Annotated in this window: 23 protein-coding genes and 1 pseudogene; 4 read left to right on the top strand and 20 right to left on the bottom strand. The window is 37.7% G+C overall.

Annotated elements, in window-relative coordinates:
* Nucleotides 1-23: 23 nt before the first annotated feature.
* Nucleotides 24-1,223 (top strand): multidrug efflux MFS transporter NorA, encoded by a 1,200-nt coding sequence (gene norA, locus BQ5796_RS01505; protein WP_071458651.1) that lies wholly within the window; start codon nucleotides 24-26, stop codon nucleotides 1,221-1,223.
* A 172-nt stretch (nucleotides 1,224-1,395) separates the two neighbouring features.
* Here the strand turns inward: norA and BQ5796_RS01500 are convergent, their stop codons facing one another.
* The 3 genes from BQ5796_RS01500 to BQ5796_RS01490 all read right to left on the bottom strand — a co-directional run bounded on the left by BQ5796_RS01500 (nucleotide 1,396) and on the right by BQ5796_RS01490 (nucleotide 3,988).
* Nucleotides 1,396-2,172: a YibE/F family protein gene (locus BQ5796_RS01500; protein WP_071458650.1), complete on the bottom strand. Its 777-nt coding sequence runs from the start codon at nucleotides 2,170-2,172 to the stop codon at nucleotides 1,396-1,398.
* Complete coding sequence (locus BQ5796_RS01495; RefSeq protein ID WP_071461099.1) at nucleotides 2,169-3,290, bottom strand: YibE/F family protein; 1,122 nt, start codon at nucleotides 3,288-3,290, stop codon at nucleotides 2,169-2,171. The genes BQ5796_RS01500 and BQ5796_RS01495 overlap by 4 nt, the downstream gene beginning before the upstream one ends.
* A gap of 260 nt (nucleotides 3,291-3,550) precedes the next feature.
* Nucleotides 3,551-3,988, bottom strand: a complete 438-nt coding sequence (locus tag BQ5796_RS01490) for a hypothetical protein (protein WP_071458649.1) — start codon at nucleotides 3,986-3,988, stop codon at nucleotides 3,551-3,553.
* Nucleotides 3,989-4,527: 539 nt separating this feature from the next.
* On the opposite strand from BQ5796_RS01490, the gene BQ5796_RS01485 reads away from it, so the two are divergent.
* Nucleotides 4,528-6,120: a putative polysaccharide biosynthesis protein gene (locus BQ5796_RS01485; RefSeq protein ID WP_071458648.1), complete on the top strand. Its 1,593-nt coding sequence runs from the start codon at nucleotides 4,528-4,530 to the stop codon at nucleotides 6,118-6,120.
* 53 nt (nucleotides 6,121-6,173) lie between these two features.
* A complete protein-coding gene (locus BQ5796_RS01480) occupies nucleotides 6,174-6,893 on the top strand; it encodes a nucleotidyltransferase domain-containing protein (protein ID WP_071458647.1) in 720 nt (239 codons plus the stop codon).
* Between the two features lie 30 nt (nucleotides 6,894-6,923).
* Here the strand turns inward: BQ5796_RS01480 and BQ5796_RS01475 are convergent, their stop codons facing one another.
* From BQ5796_RS01475 to BQ5796_RS01445, 7 genes are all read right to left on the bottom strand, one after another.
* A complete protein-coding gene (locus tag BQ5796_RS01475) occupies nucleotides 6,924-7,304 on the bottom strand; it encodes a YkvA family protein (protein ID WP_071458646.1) in 381 nt (126 codons plus the stop codon).
* A 75-nt stretch (nucleotides 7,305-7,379) separates the two neighbouring features.
* The gene (locus tag BQ5796_RS01470) at nucleotides 7,380-8,798 is read right to left on the bottom strand and encodes a DUF4179 domain-containing protein (protein WP_071458645.1); all 1,419 of its coding nucleotides are present in this window, start codon (nucleotides 8,796-8,798) and stop codon (nucleotides 7,380-7,382) included.
* A complete protein-coding gene (locus tag BQ5796_RS01465) occupies nucleotides 8,791-9,330 on the bottom strand; it encodes a sigma-70 family RNA polymerase sigma factor (RefSeq protein WP_234969289.1) in 540 nt (179 codons plus the stop codon). The genes BQ5796_RS01470 and BQ5796_RS01465 overlap by 8 nt, the downstream gene beginning before the upstream one ends.
* Nucleotides 9,331-9,468: 138 nt before the next feature.
* Entirely contained in the window at nucleotides 9,469-10,359 is an 891-nt protein-coding gene (locus BQ5796_RS01460; protein ID WP_071458644.1) for an aminoglycoside phosphotransferase family protein, read from the bottom strand.
* A 94-nt stretch (nucleotides 10,360-10,453) separates the two neighbouring features.
* Nucleotides 10,454-10,786, bottom strand: a complete 333-nt coding sequence (locus tag BQ5796_RS01455) for a retropepsin-like aspartic protease (protein WP_071458643.1) — start codon at nucleotides 10,784-10,786, stop codon at nucleotides 10,454-10,456.
* Complete coding sequence (locus tag BQ5796_RS01450; RefSeq protein ID WP_071458642.1) at nucleotides 10,783-11,043, bottom strand: hypothetical protein; 261 nt, start codon at nucleotides 11,041-11,043, stop codon at nucleotides 10,783-10,785. Before BQ5796_RS01450 ends, BQ5796_RS01455 begins: the two co-directional genes overlap by 4 nt.
* A 466-nt stretch (nucleotides 11,044-11,509) precedes the next feature.
* Nucleotides 11,510-11,836: an NUDIX domain-containing protein gene (locus BQ5796_RS01445; RefSeq protein ID WP_234969288.1), complete on the bottom strand. Its 327-nt coding sequence runs from the start codon at nucleotides 11,834-11,836 to the stop codon at nucleotides 11,510-11,512.
* A 291-nt stretch (nucleotides 11,837-12,127) separates the two neighbouring features.
* On the opposite strand from BQ5796_RS01445, the gene BQ5796_RS01440 reads away from it, so the two are divergent.
* Entirely contained in the window at nucleotides 12,128-12,634 is a 507-nt protein-coding gene (locus tag BQ5796_RS01440; RefSeq protein ID WP_071458641.1) for a 2'-5' RNA ligase family protein, read from the top strand.
* 706 nt (nucleotides 12,635-13,340) lie between these two features.
* Here the strand turns inward: BQ5796_RS01440 and BQ5796_RS01430 are convergent.
* From BQ5796_RS01430 to BQ5796_RS01390, 10 genes and pseudogenes are all read right to left on the bottom strand, one after another.
* Nucleotides 13,341-13,898, bottom strand: a complete 558-nt coding sequence (locus BQ5796_RS01430) for a GNAT family N-acetyltransferase (protein WP_071458639.1) — start codon at nucleotides 13,896-13,898, stop codon at nucleotides 13,341-13,343.
* Nucleotides 13,899-14,341: 443 nt separating this feature from the next.
* On the bottom strand, nucleotides 14,342-15,181 hold the full coding sequence (locus BQ5796_RS01425) for a DUF4030 domain-containing protein (protein ID WP_071458638.1): 840 nt from the start codon (nucleotides 15,179-15,181) through the stop codon (nucleotides 14,342-14,344).
* A 211-nt stretch (nucleotides 15,182-15,392) separates the two neighbouring features.
* Nucleotides 15,393-15,587 (bottom strand): sigma factor-like helix-turn-helix DNA-binding protein, encoded by a 195-nt coding sequence (locus BQ5796_RS18790; protein ID WP_428839307.1) that lies wholly within the window; start codon nucleotides 15,585-15,587, stop codon nucleotides 15,393-15,395.
* Nucleotides 15,581-15,955, bottom strand: coding sequence for a sigma-70 family RNA polymerase sigma factor (locus BQ5796_RS17630; RefSeq protein ID WP_083413017.1), 375 nt, complete (start codon nucleotides 15,953-15,955; stop codon nucleotides 15,581-15,583). The genes BQ5796_RS18790 and BQ5796_RS17630 overlap by 7 nt, the downstream gene beginning before the upstream one ends.
* A 489-nt stretch (nucleotides 15,956-16,444) precedes the next feature.
* Nucleotides 16,445-17,533, bottom strand: coding sequence for a hypothetical protein (locus tag BQ5796_RS01410; RefSeq protein WP_071458636.1), 1,089 nt, complete (start codon nucleotides 17,531-17,533; stop codon nucleotides 16,445-16,447).
* A gap of 154 nt (nucleotides 17,534-17,687) precedes the next feature.
* A pseudogene (locus BQ5796_RS01405) lies at nucleotides 17,688-18,445 on the bottom strand (methyltransferase domain-containing protein).
* Between the two features lie 582 nt (nucleotides 18,446-19,027).
* Nucleotides 19,028-19,162 (bottom strand): putative holin-like toxin, encoded by a 135-nt coding sequence (locus BQ5796_RS18635; protein WP_282956847.1) that lies wholly within the window; start codon nucleotides 19,160-19,162, stop codon nucleotides 19,028-19,030.
* 110 nt (nucleotides 19,163-19,272) lie between these two features.
* Nucleotides 19,273-19,761, bottom strand: a complete 489-nt coding sequence (locus BQ5796_RS01400) for a hypothetical protein (RefSeq protein ID WP_071458635.1) — start codon at nucleotides 19,759-19,761, stop codon at nucleotides 19,273-19,275.
* Between the two features lie 144 nt (nucleotides 19,762-19,905).
* Nucleotides 19,906-21,786 (bottom strand): ABC transporter ATP-binding protein, encoded by a 1,881-nt coding sequence (locus BQ5796_RS01395; RefSeq protein WP_071458634.1) that lies wholly within the window; start codon nucleotides 21,784-21,786, stop codon nucleotides 19,906-19,908.
* Nucleotides 21,783-23,993: an ABC transporter ATP-binding protein gene (locus BQ5796_RS01390; RefSeq protein ID WP_097678013.1), complete on the bottom strand. Its 2,211-nt coding sequence runs from the start codon at nucleotides 23,991-23,993 to the stop codon at nucleotides 21,783-21,785. Before BQ5796_RS01390 ends, BQ5796_RS01395 begins: the two co-directional genes overlap by 4 nt.
* Between the last annotated feature and the right edge of the window lie 23 nt (nucleotides 23,994-24,016).

Genomic DNA, 24,016 nt, shown 5'->3' with positions numbered 1-24,016 from the left:
ATGGATGAGGGGAGTGTGGAAAAATGAAAACGTATAAAGTGACGCTATGGCTTTTATTAATGAATCTTTTCATTGCCTTTTTGGGAATCGGGCTTGTCATTCCAGTATTGCCAACACTAATGAATGATTTGGGCCTCACTGGGAAAACCATTGGTTATTTGACAGCTGCATTTGCGTTTGCTCAATTGATCGTTTCCCCATTTGCAGGGAAAGCAGCGGATATATTCGGCAGGAAAATAATGATTGTGATTGGACTGTTTATTTTCGGTGCCTCTGAATTTTTATTCGGTCTTGGCAAAGAAGTCCAGACGTTATTTATCTCTCGGGTCATGGGCGGAATCAGTGCGGCCTTTATCATGCCGGCTGTGACAGCCTTTATTGCGGATATTACAGATAAGGAGACTCGCCCAAAGGCACTTGGTTATATGTCTGCGGCCATTAGCACTGGATTTATTATCGGACCAGGCTTCGGCGGTTTTCTAGCGGACTTTGGCACACGCATTCCTTTCTTCTTTGCAGGAGGGCTTGGAACGCTGGCAGGAATACTTTCGATTCTTTTACTAACAGAACCGGAACGGGTCGAAGAGAAGAGCGAGAAGAATAGCACAAAAGGCAAAGTTGGCTGGAACAGGCTGCTTGCGCCGAAATATCTCTATGCATTCCTTTTAATTTTCACCGCCTCCTTTGGCTTAGCGGCATTCGAGTCGTTCTTTAGCCTGTTTGTCGATCATAAATTTCAATTCATGCCAGCCGATATTGCCATTGTGATCACAGGCGGCGCGATTGTCGGCGCCGTTGCCCAAGTGATCCTCTTTGATAGGCTGACCCGCATTTGGGGTGAGATTAAACTCATTCGCTACAGTCTCTTGCTGTCAGCACTCTTGGTCTTTCTTATGACAACGGTTCATGCTTATTTTTCCATCCTGCTCGTTACCTTTATCGTGTTCGTTGGATTCGACTTATTCCGCCCAGCGGTTACTTCCTATCTCTCCAACATTGCAGGAGATGAGCAAGGCTTTGTCGGAGGGATGAATTCCATGTTTACAAGTCTCGCCAACATCAGCGGCCCCATCATCGGCGGAATGTTATTCGATATCGATGTGAACTACCCCTACTATTTCGCCGCAATGATTACAGCGCTTGGAGTTGTCCTCACCTTGTTCTGGAAGAACCTAGCAAATGAGTCATGGAAGGAAAACACTGTAAAAGTGGCGGAAGATTGATAAAGTTTGGGGCGTGAGATTTAAGAAGGCAATAATTCAATCTGCCTAGAAATTGCAAAAGGAGTAATGTAACTATTTTTCCTTTCTTTCCTTATGCCGAAAGGCCTTTTCACATATCGGTTTTTCCACAAGAAAAGGCCCCCCTAAGGATCCTTTTCTTGTATGCCTGAAGTTAACCTGTCACCTTTTGCTTGTCTCTTCTTTTTATTAAATAACTGGCATTTATCCAAGCAGTGATTGGGATGATTAATGCCACTCCTATTCCGGAACAAAGGATAGTGATCATTTCCGCGCTGAAAATTTTCGAGTTAATAATTTCTTCCCAAGAATACGATAAATCTTTAAAAAGCAGCAGCAGTGCTAAGTAGCTTCCGAAAAAGGCGAAAAACAGCGTATTCGTACTCGTTCCTAAAATATCCTTGCCAATACTTATTCCAAAGCGGAACAGTTCTTTCCTTGTAACGAATGGGCGGTGATGAAACAGCTCTCTCATCGGTGAAGAGATAGCTATCGCTGTATCTGTAATTGCTCCTATGGTGCTCATAATGATGACAGAAGCACCAATTTTTACAAAATCGACTCCTACATACTTTGATAACGCGCCAAGCTCTTCTGTTTCTTCTTTGCCAAAGCCTTGAATCATGGCACGGTCTGATAAAATCAAGATAAAAAAGAGCAAAATGACAACAGTAATCATCGTGGATAGAAAAGCCGTTTTTGTTTTGCTGTTCACTTCATTAATATAAAAAAGGTTGATGCAGCTGATGACAACGGAAGCAATCAAAGTGAAGACAACTGGATCAATAGCAGGTTCTTTCATTGCAAGAACGGTTACTAGAATGACACCAAAGTTCAGGAAGATCGCAATAAACGAACGCGCTCCTTTTTTACCGCCGATAAATTCCATCAAGAAGTACAAAATGACAGCTAAAATTACTAATACATTCATGCTCTAGCCTTCTTTCGTTGAACAAGCAGAATGGAAATATACAAACCTATTGGGATCGTTAACACGATTCCGATCCCGCCTGCAAGGGCACGCGCCAGCTCTAATGAAAGGTTCATCGAAAGAGTATAGAATAACGGAGTCCCATTTTTTAAATATAGAACAAGAATGGGAATTGAGCCGCTTACATAGGCAAAAAACAAAATATTGGTCATCGTTCCCATAATGTCTTTTCCAATTTCCATGCCTGAAGCTTTTAGCGCTTTGATTGAAATATCCGGTTTCTCCTCATACAAACCGAAGATAGACGAAGACATTGTAATGGCAACATCCATAACCGCACCTAACGATCCGATAAACAATCCCGCTAGGAAAACCGTCTTATAATGACGTGTTAAAAACTGCATTTCCTCATAATGAAGTCCATTGTCGGAAGACAGCCACATCACGGTATACGTAATCAGCAGTGAAGCAAAAGTGCCTAAAATGGTGGCAATAATCGCAGCGTAGGTTTTCTCATTAGAACCATTGATAAGCAGCAAGGAAATAACCGTGAATAAAATAATGCTAATGCCGCTGATGAACAACAAACTGATTTTTTCAGAATGAACATAAATATCAAGTCCGTAAGATAAAATGAGCGCATTGACCGCAAGACTGATAATAGAAAACAGTCCTTGTTTTTTCCCGACAAGCAGCAATACAACGATAAAAACCCAAACAACGAATAAAATATACGTATCACGCTTCAGCTCCACGATACTGCCAGAGAGATGGGAACTGCTTCCCTTTTTTTCTATCAAAACAAATACATCGTCTCCAACACGGTATTCTTGATCAACAGTGCCCGAAGCTGAAAAGGTATTCTCTAACAATATCTCTTGCCCCTTTTCCTTTCCATTCTTTAATTCCCCGACTATTGATTGATTGTACAAATGGTCTTTATTATCTTTCATATCAATAGTTTCCGATGAATCTATCAGCTTTGTTTCTGTGATTTCCGCAATAGGCCTCTCATAAAGAGAATGGTTATGCTGTACAAAAAACATAGAGGCTGCAAAGCACACCACTATGAATAAATACAAAAAGACAACTTTGTTCGTAATTCCATCAAAATTCATCCCTCTAACATTCAAAGAAAAACCTCCATTATCCCCTTTAGAGGATGCATCACTTTCGGATATCTAGCTCTAGAGCTAGACTCCAACTTAACATGTAAGTAAGGATAACAAGAAGGTTTTAGCTTGGTCAAGCAGCACTTTGTCCCACTAAAGCCCAACAGCAAAAAAATGCACGGCATTTTGGCAAACCCCGCGTTTTTTCTTTCTATAGTAATAAACAGACAAACGTCCGAGCACAAAGGGACTTGGTCTTTTATGAATCACATAAAAAAGCTTGGTAACACAAAATATCTCTGTTTTGGAGACAGTGTTACTACTTCCTTATGTATTCCATTAGTATCTTTCCAACCTATCTCTAATACATACTCTTCTTCCTTATTCAGTGTTTCTGTTGTTGTAAGGTATTCAAAGGATTCCCCCTTTGTAATTGGTTCATTGCCATCCCAGTCATGAATAACAGTGCCATTTCTTATCAGAGAAACTTTTTGAACTTTAGTATCCTTCTCATCGTTATAGTAGATTTCCCCATCCCAATAACCTTTAGGAGAATTCCATTGGCTTGTAAAATTCGTTTTCCACTTGCCATTGTCTGACTGTCCTATCCAATTAGGCGGTTGCTTAACAGAATAAAAAATCCAAATAATAAGAGAACCTATAAATAGGATAGGGATAAATAGTATTTTCTTATTAATAATCATTTTTTCTTCCCTCAATTCTCACGGCGAACATCAACAAATTGCATCAACGCTGCTCCTAGTGTTCTGGACAACCATCATTGAATGTTTTATAGACTCATGGCCTGTACTGCAACAAAAATCATTAAAAACGCTAGGACAACGTAGAAAATAGATGATCTTTTATCCTTTAGTATATATTGCTCTATCCCAGATAAAAAAAATGATATTCCAATAACTATTTGTGTACCTCCAGAGAAGGAGAAATCCACAGAGGGAGTAATAAAAGATAAAATCAAAATGATAATCATTAGTATCGATGATATTAATTGAGCCACTACAATCGGTTTTACTCTGTTCCTAAAAAGGCGGTCTTTAAATTCATATTTCCCTCTCCAAAATGGGTAAAATTTCAAATAATTCCATTTTTCATTATAACATCTAACTAGGAGTAGTGTTCAAAATTTAATTATTTTAAAACATTAATGGTTATATATGTTAATATAAAGTGATTAAAAAAGTGAATAGTCAGAGAATAGATTGCGAGTTATCGAGGTGTTTTAGTGGAGAACAAATTTATTAGGGGAACTTTCTTTTTAACAGCAGCAAGCTTAATATCTAAAATATTGGGGTTCGTCTATATTATTCCGTTCACCGCTCTCGTTGGAACGGAGGGCTATGCGCTATACAAATATGCCTACGGTCCGTATACCATTCTGTTAAGCATTTCAACAATAGGCCTTCCTCTTGCCGTTTCCAAATTTGTTTCGAAGTATAACGAAATAGGCAACTATAGAGTAGGGCTGACTCTTTTAAAATATGACATGAGTTTGATGCTCTTCACTGGGTTTCTTGCATTCTCTGCTTTATATTTATCAGCGCCATTTTTAGCTGAACTACTGATCGAACCAACTGATTCAACAGGCAATTCTATTGAAGATGTTCAGTTTGTCATTCGTCTTGTCAGCTTTGCTTTACTCATTATTCCAACTATGAGTATTTTCAGGGGATACTTTCAGGGGAGCCAATCTATGGGTCCTTCTGCGTTAAGTACAGTGATAGAGCAGGTAGTCAGGATTCTTTTTATTTTGGTTGGAGCATACGTTGCTATTCATATTTTGGATAGTACCGTTACAAATGCAGTAGGTATCGCAACCTTTGCTGCCTTTATAGGCGGGGTTGCAGGCTTTATCGTTTTATTATTCGTATTTTTCAAAAGAAGAGAGTTAATACAAACGCAAAGAGATAGCAGCCCGAATAACGAAGAGATTAAGGTTATACCAATGTTCAAAGAATTAACGGGATACGCCATTCCTTTTGTGATTACAGGGTTAACCATTCCTCTCTATCAAAATATTGATACCTTTACGATTAACAAATTGTTTCAGTCAATAGGCTACAAATTAAATGAAGCAGAAACTATTAACTCAGTAATAGGATTGGCGCAAATTCTTGTCATGGTACCGGTGTCTTTGGCTACAGCATTCAGTCTGTCTTTAATACCTGGCATCACTTCCGATTTCACCAGCGGCAGAATACTAGAAGTCCGAAACAAGATTACAAAAACCATCACTATCCTTATGTTTTTTACACTTCCTGCTGCTATGGGGCTATGTATTCTAGGAAAACCAATTTATCTCATGATTTTCAGGTCTAACAATAGTCCTGAGCTAGGCGGGCCCATTTTACAATGGTATGCATTAGCCGCAGTTGTTTTTGCACTGTTTACTGTAACCGCCGCGATTATGCAAGGAATTAACGAACAGAAGAAATTGATCATAGGAATTCTATTGGGGATCTTTTTAAAAATAGCATTAAACTTTGTACTCGTACCTTATGTAAAAGAAATAGGTCCAATTTTAGCTACTTATGCTGGGTTCTTCTTATCAATTTTTTTTAACATTTACTTCATTAAAAAAGCCATCGCATACGAGTTATCGCCATTACTGCATTCATTAAAACAGATATTCCCCTTAGTCTTGGCAATGTCGATCGCTGTTTGGGGTGTGGAAACATTGACAGAGCTATGGCTGCCAGAATCGGTAAGTTTATATTCCCGTGCTTTAGTTACTTCGTTTCTATCCATTGCTGCAGGAGTTCTTTTTTACTTAGGCATAGGTTTAAGACTAAGTGTAGTTAAAACATTGAGAAAATAATAGAAATAGTACTCTACTAGTCAAAGAATCTTTGTGGAAAAGGGGACACGGGAATGAATAATAGACCACAACCAATGGAAGCAGCCACACAATTTATCGAAACACATTTTCCAAACTGCGATGGTGCCATTTTAGCCGGGAGCGTTGTGCGCGGACAGGCAACCGAAACATCTGATTTAGATATTATTGTGTTTGATAAATCTTTACACTCCGCATATCGCGAATCTCTTATCGAATTGGGTTGGCCAATTGAACTGTTTGCCCACAATTTGACCTCTTATCGCCCCTTTTTTAAAAGTGATTGTGAAAGAGCAAGGCCTAGTTTGCCGCGGATGGTAAGCGAAGGAGCAATAATAAAAGACACAGGCATCATAACGGCAATTAAACAGGAAGCAAACAGGTTATTGGAACTGGGGCCAACAGAGTGGTATCAGGAAACTATTGATTTTAAGCGATATTTTATTACGGATAGTTTAGATGATTTAATTGGCTGCCGTGATAGAGGGGAAAAGCTTTTTATTGCAAATAACCTTGGCGAGTTAGTGAGTGAGTTCATTCTTCGCACTAATGGAAAATGGATAGGTTCATCCAAATGGGTTGTCCGTTCCTTAGTAGAGCATGACGAAGAATTGGCGACGGAATTTATTGAAGCATTTGATACCTTTTACAAAACAAATGAAACAGATAAAATCATCCGTTTTGTTGATAAGGTTCTTCAGCCATTTGGCGGACGACTGTTCGAAGGCTTTTCATTAGGCAAAAACAGCCGCTAATAAAATCAATTAGCGGCTGGTCCATTAGCTTTATTTAATAAATAGTGTTGCAATCCAATACAAAACGAGAATCCAAAGAAGTATGATGATCGTTCCCGCAACCCAGTTTTTCTTTTTTACCTTATCCGACTTCTCCACTAACTCCCGGCACTCCCGGAGAACATCTTTTGGTATTAATTTCAGCACTAACGTAATTCCTATGGGAATCAGAATAATATCGTCCAAATAACCGAGTACAGGGATAAAGTCAGGAATCAAATCAACTGGGCTAAATGCATAGGCTACGATCATGATAGATAAAATTTTAACAACTATAGGTGTTCTGGGATGCTTGTATGCTTCTAGCAACACAAAAATATCCTGTTTCACTTTTGCTGCTTTCGATTTTAAATCTGCCATTGCTTTTCCCATGTATTCCTCCTCTAGTTATTTAAACAAAATTGTAACATAGGATTACATAAAAATGCGTTAACTCAAATAAAACGTTTATTTATTCTCATTCTTAATCTTAACGGTAAAAGGTTTTAAATCTTCCGCAGGGACAAAGCTAGAAAAGTCGAATTGCAGAATTGTGTTTTCCAGTTTAAAGCTTTCTATTTTTTCTTCTCCCATTAAATCAAAAGTGGACTGAAAATGAGCTGTCTTTCTATCAATAGTCTTCACTTTATTCTCACTGATGCTATGGTTTACAGGTGGAACTGGATTATCAGGATCTATCTTATCTAAGTAATCTTTATCCACTAACAATAATTCATATTGCAAATTGTTTTTAAACTGATGAAATTGATCATTGCTCAGTTCATCCTGAAGACCTGTAAATTGATAATCCATAACAAGCTTACTTCCTTGTTGTGATACGCTATTAACCTGTAGTCCTAAATCCAAGCGGCTGCTTTTAAGGTGGAATGAGTTCTTATCCAATAGCTGTTGTACTTTTACATCTGTTATATTTAACTGTGGATAAAAAGTAAGGGAAGTAATATTCGCATCCAACTTTTGCATTTCTCTTCTAACAAATTCATGGTACTTGTCTTCTTGTTGTGATTTTTCGAGCGATGTTGAATTCCCAATCCAATACTCTTTCCCTTTATCGTCTACTGCTTTATTTAGAAAAATATAATCTCCTTTGTACTTTACAATTGTCTCAAAAATAAAGGAAGATGATGCTTTTGCAGTAAGAAGCTCTTTCGTGCGAATACTGACCTGTTGATTCTCGTAATTTTGCTCGTGATTGATTGCAAAAGAACTATTTTTTTCTTGTTTAATAGGAATATCAAATTCCCATTCACCCTTTATCCCATTGATAGAGTGAATTGTTATTGGAAGCGTAGCATTCGCCTTAAATGACTTGTAAGGATATTGTAATTTCCATTGAAAATTATAGCCATTATCTATTTTTCTGAGGTCATGGGTCATGCCGTCAATCCAAGGATCTTTATCTCCCTCATTGTGGTCAAAGTTTACATCAAAACTTACTTCTCCTTTTTCGTTATGCCCTTCTTCAACACCTTCATCAACAAACCCTGTAACGGATACAACACTGCCATCAAAGTAAGCACTTGTTAGTTTTACCGTTACGCCATTTTTGGTGATTGCTTGATTTAACTCTGTTACCGCATCCTGATTCGCTAGTTCTAGCCCTGTTGTATCATTGAACTGCTGAAAAATACCACCAATTAAAGGCGCCTTAGCCAATACGCTATTCATTGCCGGAAGCACAAAGCCTGAGGCTATCGTAATTGCCAGAATAGCAGCAGCCGACAAAGCACCAACAACCCACCTTTTCTTCTTAACCTTTCTGCTATCTAATTCCTTCTTGTTCACCCCTTTTGAAATCGCATCGTATACTTTATCCTTTGGCACATGTATTCTATCTATTGCAGTTTTCAGTTCCTTTTTATCCATGGCATTCACCCTCCATCTCTTCGTAGAACTTCTTTAATTCCGCTTTCCCCCTGCTTAAATAGGTTTTAACTGTACCTTCAGGAACTTCCATCAGAGTGCTAATTGTCTTAATCGAATAATCGTAGTAATAAAAATAAATAATAGCCGTTCGATAAGAGCCTCTAAGCTGTTGTATCGCAGAAAGGAGTTCCCCAGAATCCCTTTCGTTTTCTGTTAGCGGCTGGGATAAATTTAAAATCATGTCATCACTCATCACAACCAGTTTGCTATTTTTCTTTAATACCTGCCCAGCACATCGAATGACAATCTTGGTAAGCCACGTAGTAAAAAACTCGGGATGTTTTAAGGCACGGATAGATTGAAAAGCTTGATACGATGCCTCCTGCACGACATCCAATGCATCCTCCTCATTGTGCACATATAGATAAGCCGTCCGGTAAATCTGCTCATAATGTTGCCGGACCAACTTTTCAAAGGCGCTTTTATTTCCTTTAATCGCCTTTTTAATTAGCCTTTGTTGGTTAATGATCACTTTTTCGCCCCCTTTTACTAATTAGTGGTCCGCTTGCCCTATAAAAGTTTCAAAAAGATAAACTTTTTTAAAGCAACAAAAGAAAAAAAAGCAGAAACCAATATTCGGTTCCTGCGGATAATTCAAGTATTAAATTACCTATGACTCAGAATATTGATACAAATAGGAAAACCTATCAAGAGCAGTCTCCCAATTGATTTCTTTTCCACATTTAATTGAATATAGTAACTCGTGAAAAACGGGCTGCAATCCATAAAAGTTCTTTACCCGATTGAATAAAGTCACTGGATTTTCACTGCCAGAATACCAGCTTAAAACTTCCACGGTAAAATCTCGCCCAAAATCCCAGTATAATCCCGCGAAGTCGAATGCCGGGTCCCCAATTTGTGCATCAGTGAAGTCAATAATTCCGCTGATACAGCCGCTAGCTTTATTGTAAATGATATTCGAGGACGTCAAATCACCATGGATTAAAGTCCTTTTATAGGTAGACTTTGTTTCCGTAAACCTTAGAAATACCTCATCGATTTCTTTTTGCTGTTGATTGGTCAAATACGGAAAAACATCCTTCTGCACATTCGAATGCAAGCTTTTCCAATATTCCATTGTATGTATTGTTGTTAAGTTTGTATCATCTAACCTCTCGACATCAATGCTATGCAGCTTACTCAAAAAGTCTCCGATGCTCTTCGCATTTTCCCGGTTACTTTCTATATCATTTAAAGGCAATTTGCTTAAAGGTATTCCCTCCAAGTAAGGGTACCTCACACCTTTTAACAAACCATCTTGATATACATACTCATATTGCGGCACTTGTAATGCTGGCTTTATCTCCATCAATAGCTGCAGAATCTTTCCTTCATCCTTTATTTTTGATAAAAACTCACTCGATTTAGGAAATCGAAAGACCAACTCATTATTTAGTATGAAAATATCATGATCCCAGCCACTATCATTTACTTGTATCTTATCAATAGGCAAATCAGGAAATGTAGTTTTTATAATTGCCAACATTTCTTCCTTTGTCATGAATGCTGTTGCTCCTTAAGGTATATATTAGGGTTTATCTTAATCTAACATATTCTCAACTCCATATTTTTGAAGTAGATGATTAATTTATGTGCTAAAAAAAAATACTACCAATGATGCCGTCAAAGCCGTGCATTTCTCTGACATCACCAAGTTGTATAGTGAAATTAAATAGGTGGAACTCACCAATATTCATACTTTTTACTACTTGTTCAATGCAAATCTCTGTACCGCCAATTCCGTACATCTTTCGGGTAACAGCTTTTTCTAAATCTAGCATTAGCCCAATTTCCTCACACAGATCGGTATCTAAAATTGTTGAAGAGCAGCCAGTATCAAGTAGCATATTCTTAAATATTTTTTTCTTTCCATTGTATTCGATCTCAGCAGAAATTAGGGGTAAATGATCCTTCATGGCAAATTTCATACTCTTCTTCGCACTCCTATATATGGCTGCTCAATTACCTTAATCTCGTCATTATTTGTATGAAATATATATAATTCGCGACTTTGATTTTCCGCATGGAGTTTTTTATATTCTTTCCATGCAGCATTGCCGTTTTCAAATTCATCAATAACTGCCATGTCCTCAATGACTCTTTCTTTTCCTCTTGTTTCCGATTTGATTGCTTCTACTAGGACACACCGTTGTGGAAAATGTTCGCGTACTTCAGACCATTTCATTCACATGCGCCTCCGTCCAGTATTAATGTTTTTTATATTATATCATTTTCTAGATATACAAAAGAGGCGGGCATTGCCCCTTTTCCTAAATAAATGGGATAACCCCAATTATGTACAAACGCTTTTATTTCTGTAAATACATTTCAATCTGCGTGTGCGGCTGCTTAACATCTTCTCCATGACAAATGCTTACAACCGCAGGCTCGAGATCTTTTACAATTTGTGCGCTTTCTATCGCTTGTTTCATATCAGCTGTAAACATCTTAATCGGCGCTTCAGCTTCCCGCCCTTTGAAGTAAATAAATCCCCGCCTATTAGTACGCGATCTGTACTATGGTAAAAACAGACGTGACTTTACGTTTTATTACCTCATTCACCGCCCAGCTTTGATGTTCGTGAAATAAACAACCGACTGCCCGATCTGGCTCCATCCATTTTAAATAATGGTCTTCTTCTGTTGGTTTACTTAATTGTTTGCCCTTATCACATAAATAAAGTAGCCTTCATTAAGATAATGTCTGAGCTCATTCGGAGAATAGAAGTATCTCTGAGCACGTCCTACAAATTGCCTTATCTCAATTTCCATTCCCATTTCTTCAATTGCTTCTCTTCTTAAACATTCCTCGTGCATTTCATTAATTTCTATTCCACCACCTGGAAGAAAATACTTCCCATCCCCTGTTTGTATAATCGCAATCTTATCCTTCTGACTATTGAAGATTAAACCGTAAACGGCAGGTCTCCATATATATTCTTTATCCTCTTCTTTTTTACCGAATGTAATAATATCCATTATGTAATTCTCCTTCATTTAGTAGTGCAAAGCCCAGAAATGGAACTATAGTAGCATACATTGTTTCAAAGGAAAGGCTTTATCATCCCCACTGGATGATGATAGACTTACACAGTCATCCTTATTTTCTTACTTAATTCAGTTGATAATCTTTGGTTGTATTTAATAGTATATTATGGAAATATATTAGAAAGTTAGTTTGATTTAGGAGCAAGATCCTCAGTACGAACCAATTTCACCACTGCTAAAGTCATAAAAGTATCGTAAAATCAATCAGGGTGAGGTGTTATCATGCAAAGAGCAATCCACATATTTCCTGAATTTGAAAATAAGCATCTGATAGAACAAGTGAGAAAAAAGTTTGATCCTTTGTATGGGTTAGTGCCACCACACATAACACTTGTGTTTCCGTTTGAAAGTGAAATTCCGACATCAAGGCTTGAACAACATGTAAGGGATACTTTAGTTAACGTATGCCCATTTCCAATTCAACTGAAAGGGATAACCGCAACATTGGATAAACACTTATTCTTAAATGTAAAGAAGGGAAACGATAATATTATCGAATTGCATGAAAGGCTATATTCTGGTCTATTGAGTGGATTTATGAACCGTCGTTTTACTTATACTCCACATCTAACCGTTGGGAGATTAAATGATGAGACTGAGCTTCAAACCGCACTTGACGATACAGAGTCATTTGAAGCATGTTTCAATATAGTTGTTAACAAAGTAGCTTCCGAAATTATTGAGAGTAATGGAGATTCAACTATTGAATTTATTATTTCTTTATCGTGATATTAAGAGGTTCATTTTCATGACTGGGTTGGGAGTCCAGTACTCATGAGAGTTTTATTTGTTAAATTTGGATTCTTTGATCATTACCGAATGGGACTAGGCTCATCTTGTTGGTGTAGCTGTTTCATCCTTCTTCTATAAAAAACGGAATTAAGAAAACTATAGATCACCGGAATAATGAGGAAATAAAAGATAACGAAAGTATTTATTTCTTTATTTATCAACACATAGGGAACAAAGAATATCAAAAAACATAAACTCAGATGGACAATTGCCGAATAAATAAGATGATTCCCTTTCTTTTTTAAGATTAGATCCGCCATATAGGACACAGGAATGCCAGCTGACATAGCAGCGAATACCAATGGGTAAAGGAAAAAGCAGTAATATACCTGTTCTAGGAACTCCTTTGACATTGTACTGTTCACAAAGTATATAGTTCCCACCAGGGAAACAATCATTAACGAGCTGATTTTAACTTTAAATATCGTCCTTTTGTTCATCATCTCTGCTGATCGCCTCCATTTACCCCTTTTATTCGCTGTTCTAATGAAACAAACCTGCATTGTGTTTGGAAATCACAACACTTCTATTCCAATTTCAACCTTATAAGCATAAAAAAACATTCCCGCTAAAAGGAATGCTGCATGTGAAAAATCTGATGAATAACATTTACTTAGTAGCCAAGGTAATGCATCTATACTAATCAAATCTCTCCTTCTATAATCGAATACATCTTTAAATCCCAGCTTTTCCCCTTTAGAAACATACCATTCCTAAGTACGCCTTCAAAGGTCATTCCCGCTTTTTCCATTACTCGTGCAGAACCGGTATTTTCCACCAAACATTTGGCTTGGATACGTATTAACTCCATGTTGTCAAAACCGAATCTCATTACTTCTCTTGCCGCTTCCGTAGTTAAACCCTTTCCCCAATAGTCCTGAGATATCACATAGCCAATTTCAGCTATTCTATAATCTGGCAGCCACCAGACAAAGTCGATTGTTCCGATGAATTCCCCAGTTTCTTTGCATTCCATTCCCCAAGGAGCTACTTGGCCTTGCTCATAATTGTTTCGTATTAAATTAATATATTCTTTTGTTTCAGATAACGTTTTGTGGGAGTTCCAAGTTACATACTTTGTTACCTCTTCGTTGGAACCATATTTAAACATATCCTCCGCATCATCTAAAGTAACTTTTCTTAAAATAAGACGCTCAGTTTCTAGTACCGGCAAATCACCGTATATTTCTTCTACCTTCATAGTGAATCCTCCTACATTCTTATCTTCCCGGTTGAATTTCTAGCATAAGGAATACATTATTATAATTTTTCCATAATTACAAATACTATTTCAAAAATTTGTATTCCCGTATATTATTCATGCTATCTTCCGAATAGAATAGTTTGTATTTTACTGGAAATTAGGTATAATAAAGATAGAACAACATACATAAAAAAAGAGGACTGGCTGGGAACCAGTTACCTCTTTTAATAGGACAACTTACTGTATAAAGAGCAGCGATGTCCAGCGGCAAGTGACAAAGTTAGCTCAGAAAAGAGTAACCCACATTACACACCTTGGTCGGGGGGGATGGGGTTACTTTTTCTGTTCGAAAAAGAAACCGTGATTTTAGAAATGATGCGAATTATCCCATCAATATTAAAGTGTCAGCTATTAATATCATTCAAATTAGCAGCAGCCTCTTAATTAATTTTTTTACTTTTCTTATCTTGCACGATAATTTTATAAGGGTTGTCCCCAATAGTTTCTTTTATCTTCTCCGATTGCAGAAATTCGTTAATTTCTTTTTCAATCTTTTTACCGAGTTCGGCTGCGTCACTGTCTGATTTTCTTATTTTCGTAGTGATATAAATGTTCATGACGCCTTTCTTATAGGAATACCCTACACCTTTTGTTTTGTACTCTTTTTTACTTAACATACCCTCCCAAATCACCGGCAATACTTCGGCCCACTTATTTTCAATTTCCTTCTCTTTCACATTAAATGATTGGAATTTGATTGTTACTTCTTTTTTTATACCCCTCTTTTTAATACCTTCAAGGATTGCTTTCTCGATTTCTTTTGTCCGTTTTTCTGTGTCTTCGATGCGCAATTGTAATCTAATAACTTTTCCGTTTGGATTAGTATTTCCACTGCTGTATTGCGGATGAATTTTATAGCCTTGCTGCTGCAGCTTCGGCACAATCTCGCTCAATACATCAAAAGCAATTTCAATATCTTTATTTGCCGGAACGAAGACTATAGGTTCACTTTTCCGCTGTTTCTCTACTTTAACTTTAAAATCATCATATCCTCTAGAAGAAATGATATCTTCTGCCGTTCTTCTAATTTCTTCATTAACTTTATTGTAATAATCCTTTGATCCTTCAACTTTTACAGAATAAGTCTTCTCAGCGACACTATAACCCACCCCGGTAACTTTATAGCCTTTATCCTCCAGCTTCTCCTGTACAACTTCATAAATCGGCTTTTCATCAAGAATTTTACTTAAAAAAGGAATTTGTGCGACTACTCTAGCCATTACCGGTGATACAAATACTGATCCAACGAGTAGCGTTAATAACACTAAGCAAGATACAGAGACATATAATATTCTTTTTACGAATCTGTATCGCGGCTTCTCTTGATATTTAATTAGCTCTTCATTTCAAATTTTCTTCGTACATTATCTTTTATCCTTACATCTGTTTGATCATTAAAATGGGTTTTCTCATAATGTTCAAATACCTTCTTCAGCTCTTTGTCCACTTATATTCATCTCCTTCCTTACCTTGCAGTTTTCGCTTTAGCATTTCCCGTCCTCTTGAAAGCCTTGTTTTCACTGTATTTGTATTCAAACCAAGCGTTTCGGCAAGTTCATTTACTTTTACATCATAAAAATAATGAAGTACGATTAATTCTCGATATTTTATAGGCAAAGTTAAGATGGTTTGTAAGAGCTGTTCATTTCTATCCGCTGTAAGGAAGGAATGTTCAGCGCTATCCGTTCTCTTGAAATTTTAAGGAAGCTGCTTTCTATTAGCAGTTGCTTTAGACTCTTTTTCTTTAAATAATCTTTGCTAGTATTAGCTGTGATTCGATATATCCAGGAGGCTAATGAAGCCTCTCCTCTAAAGCTTTCAAGATACTTATAAACTCTTAGGAAAACCTCTTGTGAAATATCCTCAGCTAAACCCCTGTCTTTCACAAAAGAATAAGCAAGCAGATAAACCTTCTTTGTATAAAGATCCATTAACTGCTCAATCGCTTTATCTTTGTCTTGAAAATCAATTATTAATTCTTCACTCTGCTCCAATATATGGTACCCCCTTCCTTCTTTTCTTTAGACATGAGTTTATAGCAGTTGGTTTCATGATTATTTTAATTATCCTAAACTTTTATTTTTGTCTGATGAGCTATCCGTATATGCCTTAATTCAGGAGTGGTTTCCGTCAGCGAATTGCCTGTTCATTTCATAAAGTTTAGTAAATCACGAATGACCAGAATGAATTGAAGAGTATAAGTTTGGTTTTTTTTGGTTCTGTGCCATGTTCCTTATATGATTGTACCCAATACTGGCTAGATGATTTTATATTATATCCCCGCAAAAATTCAAAACCAAGCGGGCCATCTAGATGTTTCTTTACAGCTCCCAGTTTAAACGGTTCACAATATTTCACCATAATAAAACACCCCAAGAGTTATATTTTGACTCTAACTTTTGGGGTGCACTACAATTTATACTAGCTAACTTAACTGCCAGAAAACTTACTGAACCATCAACAATGATGAAGAAATTAAAATTTCATTTTTTAATATTATCCACAAAATATATAGGATCCTTATTATCTAATTTAAGTTTATTTTTCACTTTTAATATTTTAGTATCTCTAACAGTAATAACCGTTTCCTCGTTAATATAAGATCTCGTATAAACTTCGTTACTTTTAGAATCCACATTTAGGATGCTTTCATTGGTACTGTCTTCTACTATCTCTATTTTTGGCTCTTCATCTTCAAAAGAAATTTTAGCAAGAAGGTTAAGGTTTTTTTTAGACTCTTGAATTTCTAGGTTGATTAGAATATTCTCCCTATCAATCATTACATTCTTATTATAAACTACTCGTGTAGTATTTTTTGAAACCGATGATAGATCCACTGAATACTTATTGATGTTTAAGTTACTATCAATTTTTACTATATCTCCATTAATCATAAATAAGTATAATCTTTGGTCAGGACTTGTATAAGTAAAATAATTTGGCAGAAGATTTAAAGGTACTTCTTTTATTAATTCCAGATTCTTGTTTAGTTTTTTAATTATCGTTACATTTTCTTTATTTCCATTTGCATTCTGATCAACCCCAACAACAATAATATCATCATTAAGAGTAGTTACATCTTGGGCTGTGTACTTATCAGAAAATTTTACACAATGATTCTTTTTAATATCACAAACATGATTACTATTATGTTTGTCCATCACTGTTATTATGTACTCAGAACTTCCGTTATTATAGTATTTTTCTATATATTCCTTTTGGTTAGTTTTAATTAGCGATAATTTTTGGGTTAAAGGGCTATACATCATAACTTTACTATCATCGGAATAAGCTCCACTAGCAAAAAAGAAGTTTCCATTATACTGAAACACATCGGAAGGTGCGAAATGTTTATCTGAAATAATATGCTTGTATACCACCTCTCCCGTATTTTTGACCTCGCTAATATAGCCTTCTTCTTTGAATGGATCTATTAAATGAAATAATAGATAATCACCTTTTTTTTCTGTTGAAAAATTTGTAACATCCTTCAATTCACTCGTTTCACTACATCCGACAAGAATCAAGCAAACTACTGCATACAACCAAGATAGAGAAAATAATTTGTTCATTAATTTAATGTCACCTTTCTAGTGTTGTTATCCAATTCCCGGATAACTTTTAAAGAGAAGGCGTGCCAAAATGCTAAGCTCCACATTGACACGCAAACCTTTGTTTCTATCTAAAAACAGGCTACCCACTAACTGGAGTAGCCCATAAATACATCTATATCGCTTTTGCCATAATAATAAATCGATGTTGCCTTACATCAAAATAACCCTTTTGCTCGATGATCTTATGAATGGAGTACAATGCATCCCCGAATTTTTTTATTTCAAAACCTGGCACTTGCCAAGGAATTGCTTTTAGATAATATACTAATGCTCCAATATCGTAAAATCTTTGAATAGGGAACTCCACGGTACTCTTCAAAACCTCAAAATGATTCTCCTGTATTTTTTTAGGGCTGCTTTTAAATTCCAATCTATAAATTCTTCATTTACTGGAACCTTTAGATTTTCATTAATTTCTCGGCAATCCAGTCCACCAACTTGTTGAGTTAGAAAAATACCTTCTTTCGAGATAATTCTTCTCACCTCTTTAGATGAAAAGGACTCATGTTGATTCAGGATAAGCTCGAAACTCCCTGTACCAAATGGAAGATTTTCATCATGATCCACTTGAATTACCTTAACTCCAAGAGGTGTTAATCGTTCTTTGGCGATGGGTACATTAGGCGGGTAACCTTCTGTAGCATAAACTGACGTAGGAAAAGGTCTTAATTTTGATAAAAACTCGCCGCCACCAGTTCCCATATCTAGCATTGATTTTGCATTTGGAATAAGAGAAGCAGCTATACTTCCATATGACCATGAAAGCAATTCACTTTTCATTCTTCCAGTTTCAGAAATAAAGGAAAAATCCCACCCAACAAAGGGCTCAGCAGCTTGTTTTAACAAAGAGAAAAACTGTTTGTCATTCATACTTATCCCCCAGTAATAATTTTGATGCAGCGAACATCTCTTTGGAGGGCCTCTTATAAACGTAGAAAGTTGTTATGTTTCATGTTCTTCCAATCTCATAGTTAATAACTCCTAGTAAAATGCCGATTTCTATCATTATAACAAACAAACCAATTATATCCAATTTTTTTATAAATAACCTATGACCTCATTTGTCACAATAAAATGGGCTAGTATCTTCAACTAAGCCCTACCTAATTAACCTTCACCGTTCTATCAAATGAAAGCCCAAGATAACGATACTTTATATGCACATCCTTTACTTCTATAGCCCTCTGATTATTCAGAAATTTAATCTCTTCAAGAAAAATACAGAATGCAAAATCACCACCTTTATCTATTGAATAGTTTGTATTTTACTGGCAATTAGGTATAATAAAGATAGAACAACATACATTAAAAAAAGAGGACTGGCTGGAACCAGTTACCTCTTTTAATAGGACAACTAACTGCATAAAGAGCAGCGACGTCCAGCGGCAAGTGACAACGTTAGCTCAGAAAAGAGTAACCAACATTACACACCTTGGTCGGGGGGTAAGGGGGTTACTTTTTTCTATTTGAAAAAGAAACCGTGATTATAGCTACAACTAATGATGCGAACGATATCATCAGTGTTAGTGCGTCTGCTATTGAAATCACCAGCGTCACCTCCTTTCTAGGAGATGTATCGCTGCCCATTACCGTTTATGCTGTCCCAACTCTATTATACCTTTTCTGCCATTTTATTGCATTAAAAATCGAACAAACGTTCCTTTTTCTTTTATAATTCTATTTCTAAACACACCTATCTAGTTAATCCTCACCGGCCTATCAAAGGAAATTCCAAGATAGCTATATGTTATATGAACGTCCTTTACTTCTTCGTTATGCCAAACACTTAGCCCATATATTTCATCCTCTTTTGTCGCTGTCCCGTTATTTAATTTCTCCATGTAAGTAGAAGCTGCGGTTCCTGTTTTTAGGACTACCTTATCTACTTTTGTAAAGCCAAATTTTTTCGCATCTTCATTGCTATAATCCTCTGGCATGATGAATCCTTGTACGGCATTACTGACTTGTATTCTTGTTTTTAAAGGCTTTTCCTGATTATTCACCGAAACATCGAGTATTTTCACTTCTCGAAAGCCATTATTGCCTACACCAACCACAACTGATTTTCGGTTATCACTTATAATGAGTATACTAACCTCTAATGGTGGGTTATTTTTTAAAAAGAAATATCCGCCAATGCTTGTGATTGCTAATAATAGAACAAAAATCCATAGTACCTTTTTCACCTTTCCAACTCCTTTAACACCTGACCTAACTCTTTATTCTTACTATATTATACCAATTCTTCAAAACCATTCTATCTAAAAATCCGTAAAAAAAGACTGCAAAGAAACCTGATTTTCATCAGATTCCTTCACAGTCTTCCATTGTTAAACTGCTGTATCAAATTGACTTTTGTACAGATTTGCATAAAATCCATCTTGGGCAAGGAGCCCGTCGTGGGTACCTTGTTCGACAATATCTCCTTCATCCATGACTAAAATCAAATCCGCATTTCGGATGGTTGATAGTCTGTGCGCAATGACAAAGCTCGTGCGGCCTTGCATGAGATTGTCCATTGCTCTTTGAATGAGGATTTCTGTCCGCGTATCGACTTTGCTTGTCGCTTCGTCCAAGATGAGTATTTTCGGATCTGCTAAAATGGCCCTTGCGATGGTCAGCAGCTGCTTTTGGCCTTGTGATATATTATCTGCTTCTTCATTCAACACCATATCGTATCCGTCTGGCAGTGTATTGACAAAGTGGTGAACCTGCGCAGCAATGGCCGCTTCCTTCACTTCGTCGTCATTTGCATCGAGCTTACCGTACCTGATATTATCGGCTATCGTACCGTTAAACAACCAAGTATCTTGCAGCACAATCCCAAACAGTGAATGAAGCTCGTTTCGCTTGAATGCTCGAATATCATGGCCATCGATCATAATCGACCCGCTATCTACATCGTAAAAGCGCATGAGAAGCTTCATAATCGTTGACTTACCAGCACCAGTCGGTCCGACAATCGCTACTTTTTGCCCCGGTATAATATTAGCTGTAAAGTTCCGAATAATAGGTTTTTCGGGCTCATAGCTAAAGGAAACATGATCAAACTCAACATTCCCATAAATCACTACTTCCCGATCGCTTCCCACCTTATTTTTACTAACCAATAGAGCGTTATCCTGATCCGCTTGTTCTTCCTCTTCCGCAAGAAATTCAAATACGCGTTCCGCTGCAGCTGCTGTTTGCTGAAGCACATTGGAGATATTTGCGATTTGCGAAACCGGCTGCGTAAAGCTACGTACGTATTGAATGAATGCTTGAATACCGCCGACCGTCAATTTCCCATTAACGGCCAAATATCCTCCAAGCAAGCAGATTGCAACATAGACAATATTCCCGATGAACAGCGCAATCGGCATCATGAGCCCTGATAGAAAATTCGCTTTCCACGCCGATTTATACAACGTGTTATTGTACTCGTCAAACGTTGCTTCCGACTCTTCTTCGGCGTTAAAAGCTTTCACTATTTCATGGCTGCTAAACATTTCCTCCACATGACCGTTCACATGCCCTAAATATTTCTGCTGATTTTTAAAATGAACCTGCGATTTTTTGACAATCCCCATAACCGAAATCATCGTCAGCGGGAGAATACAAATGGCCGCCAACGTCATTTGCCAGCTGATCGTGAGCATCATAATCGTAATTCCAATCAGCGAAGTGATTGATGTGATAATCTGCGTTAAGCTTTGATTCAGTGTCGTGTTGATCGTATCAACATCGTTCGTAATCCTTGAAAGGACCTCTCCATGGGTTGTCTTATCAAAATAACGGAACGGTAGTTTATGAATTTTTTCATTAATATCCGTTCGAAGCTGCTTTGTCACTTTCATACTTACACCCGCCATGACAAAGCCTTGTAAATAGGAAAACAATGCACTAATCAAGTATAATGCGACGAGCCATAAAAGAATATTGCCGATTTTATCAAAATGAATCGACCCGGTTCCGGCAATTTGGTTCATCACCCCATCGAAAAGTTCATCGGTCGCTTTTCCTAAAATCTTTGGCGAAAGAATCGTGAACACCGTCGACAAAATGGCTAGAGCCCATACGAAGATGATCGTCCATCTGTAAGCCCGTAAATAAGCAGCAAGCTGCTTCATTGTTCCTTTAAAATCTTTCGCTTTTTTCCCTTGCATCATATTTGGTCCGCCTCGCATACCGGAGCGAGGAGAAGCATCTTGTCTATTTCTCTTTTCGCTCATGCTAGTTCCTCCTTCGACAGCTGTGATGAGGCGATTTCAAAGTATTCAGGGCAAGTTTCCAGCAGTTCGCGATGGGTTCCGCGCCCGACAATGCGGCCCTTATCGAGCACGAGAATTTGTTCCGCATTCATGATGGTGCTCACTCTTTGGGCAACGATGATGACGGTCGCATTTGACGTATGCTCCTTTAATGCTTTACGTAAAATGGAATCTGTTTTAAAATCCAACGCGGAGAAACTATCGTCAAAAATTAAGATATCCGGTTTTTTCATCAAAGCACGCGCAATCGTGAGCCGCTGCTTTTGGCCTCCAGAAACATTGGTCCCGCCTTGTGAAATGGAAGACGCAAATTTCTCTGGTTTTTCTAAAATGAACTCTAATGCCTGAGCAACTTCGGTAATTTCCTTCATTTCTTCATCAGCAGCGTCCTTTTTTCCGTATTTCAGATTGGACTCGATGGTGCCTGATAACAATACGCCCTTTTGCGGGGCATAGCCAATTTTGGCCCGGAGTTCCGCTTGTTTCACATCTCGAATGTCAACACCATCGATAAAAATCGCGCCCTCATTTACGTCATAAAAACGCAGAGCTAAGCTGGCAATCGTCGTTTTACCAGAACCTGTCGGGCCAATGATGGCCGTTGTTTGGCCAGGATTTGCTTGAAAGGAAACCTCGTGCAATGCATCTTCATTGGCTCCTTCATAGCGGAAGCTGACATTTTTAAATTCAAGCTGGCCTTTGTTCTTTTCAGAAAATGACTTTGGCTTTCCAGGATCGGTAATGGACACTTTCGTTTCGAGCACTTCCGCAATCCGGCCGGCGGACACTGCTGCACGCGGTATCATGATAAACATGACCGGCAGCATAATAAAGGAAAACAATATTTGCATCACATACTGCATATATGCCATCATATCCCCGACTTGCATCGAAGAATCAGCAATTTTATGTGCGCCAACCCAAACGATTAGCAGCGTGACACCGTTCATAATTAGCATCATCATCGGCATCATAAACACCATCACGCGATTCACAAACAAATTCGTCCTCGTTAAATCACTGTTCGCAAGATCAAACCGCTCTTTTTCATGCTCTTGTGTACCAAAAGAGCGTACAACCATTAAGCCGCTTAAATTCTCCCTTGAAATCAAATTCAATTTGTCGATCAGCTTTTGAATCAATTTGAACTTCGGCATTGCAATCGCCATCACAATTAAAATCAATCCAAGAAGAATGGCGACAGCAAGCGCAATAATCCAACTCATAGATGCTGACTTGTTGACAGCCATAATGATGCCGCCTATCCCGAGAATCGGCGCATAGCAAATCATTCGGACACCCATCATGATGAGCTGCTGGACTTGTTGAATATCGTTCGTACAACGTGTGATCAAAGAAGCAGTAGAAAATGTATCCAACTCTTTTTTCGAAAAGCTTTCTACCTTCGTAAACACTTGTTTCCGTAGATTGCGGGCTACGCCTGTCGCAATTTTGGAAGAAAGCAATCCAACCAAAACGGTAGCGATTCCGCCAACGAGTGCGATGGCTAACATATAGAATCCAATCTTCATAATGTAACTTGTTTGTTTCGCTCCTAAATCGACGCCAAGTTCATCATAAAAACCTTTTGTCAGCATAATGCCGCTTTGTTTTTGCATAACATCATTTTCCAACGCTTTATCATGCGCTGATTTAATCGTTTCCTCTGGCAACGAATCGAGAAGAGGCTGCATTCCGTAAATCTCTTTCATACTAATCGAGCTAGTGGAACTTTCAGCACCTTTCTTATCAGATGGCGGTGACAGTTCGCGTAGCACATTAATGAATGTCGAAGACGCTGTGCCAAATGCCGTATCCACCTTTTCGGTTTCGGCTTTACTGAGCACTCTTTTTACATAAAAAGGCTGATCTGCTTTAGGATATTTTTCGCTGTAAGCTTTTTTGTCTGAAGGAGACACCAAAGAATAGCTCGCTTCAATGGTCTGTTTCTCATGGTCAGTCGTGAAAGTAGAAATCAACTTCATACCTTCCTGGCTCATCGCATCAGGGGCTGCATGCTCTACCCCATTTTGCTGTATCCCAACGTTGACGATATCCGACATATAGTTCGGCAAATTCAAATCACTGATTGCTTGCACAAACAAGAGCAAGATTGCTAAAAATATGCCCGTTAAAAAAGGCTTCAAATACTTTGCTAGCTTTACCAAGTCAATTGGCTCCTTTCCCATCC

Source organism: Bacillus massilinigeriensis (assembly GCF_900111815.1).
Lineage (GTDB): Bacteria > Bacillota > Bacilli > Bacillales > Cytobacillaceae > Mesobacillus_C > Mesobacillus_C mediterraneensis.
This window is presented reverse-complemented; position numbering and strand designations above follow the sequence as displayed.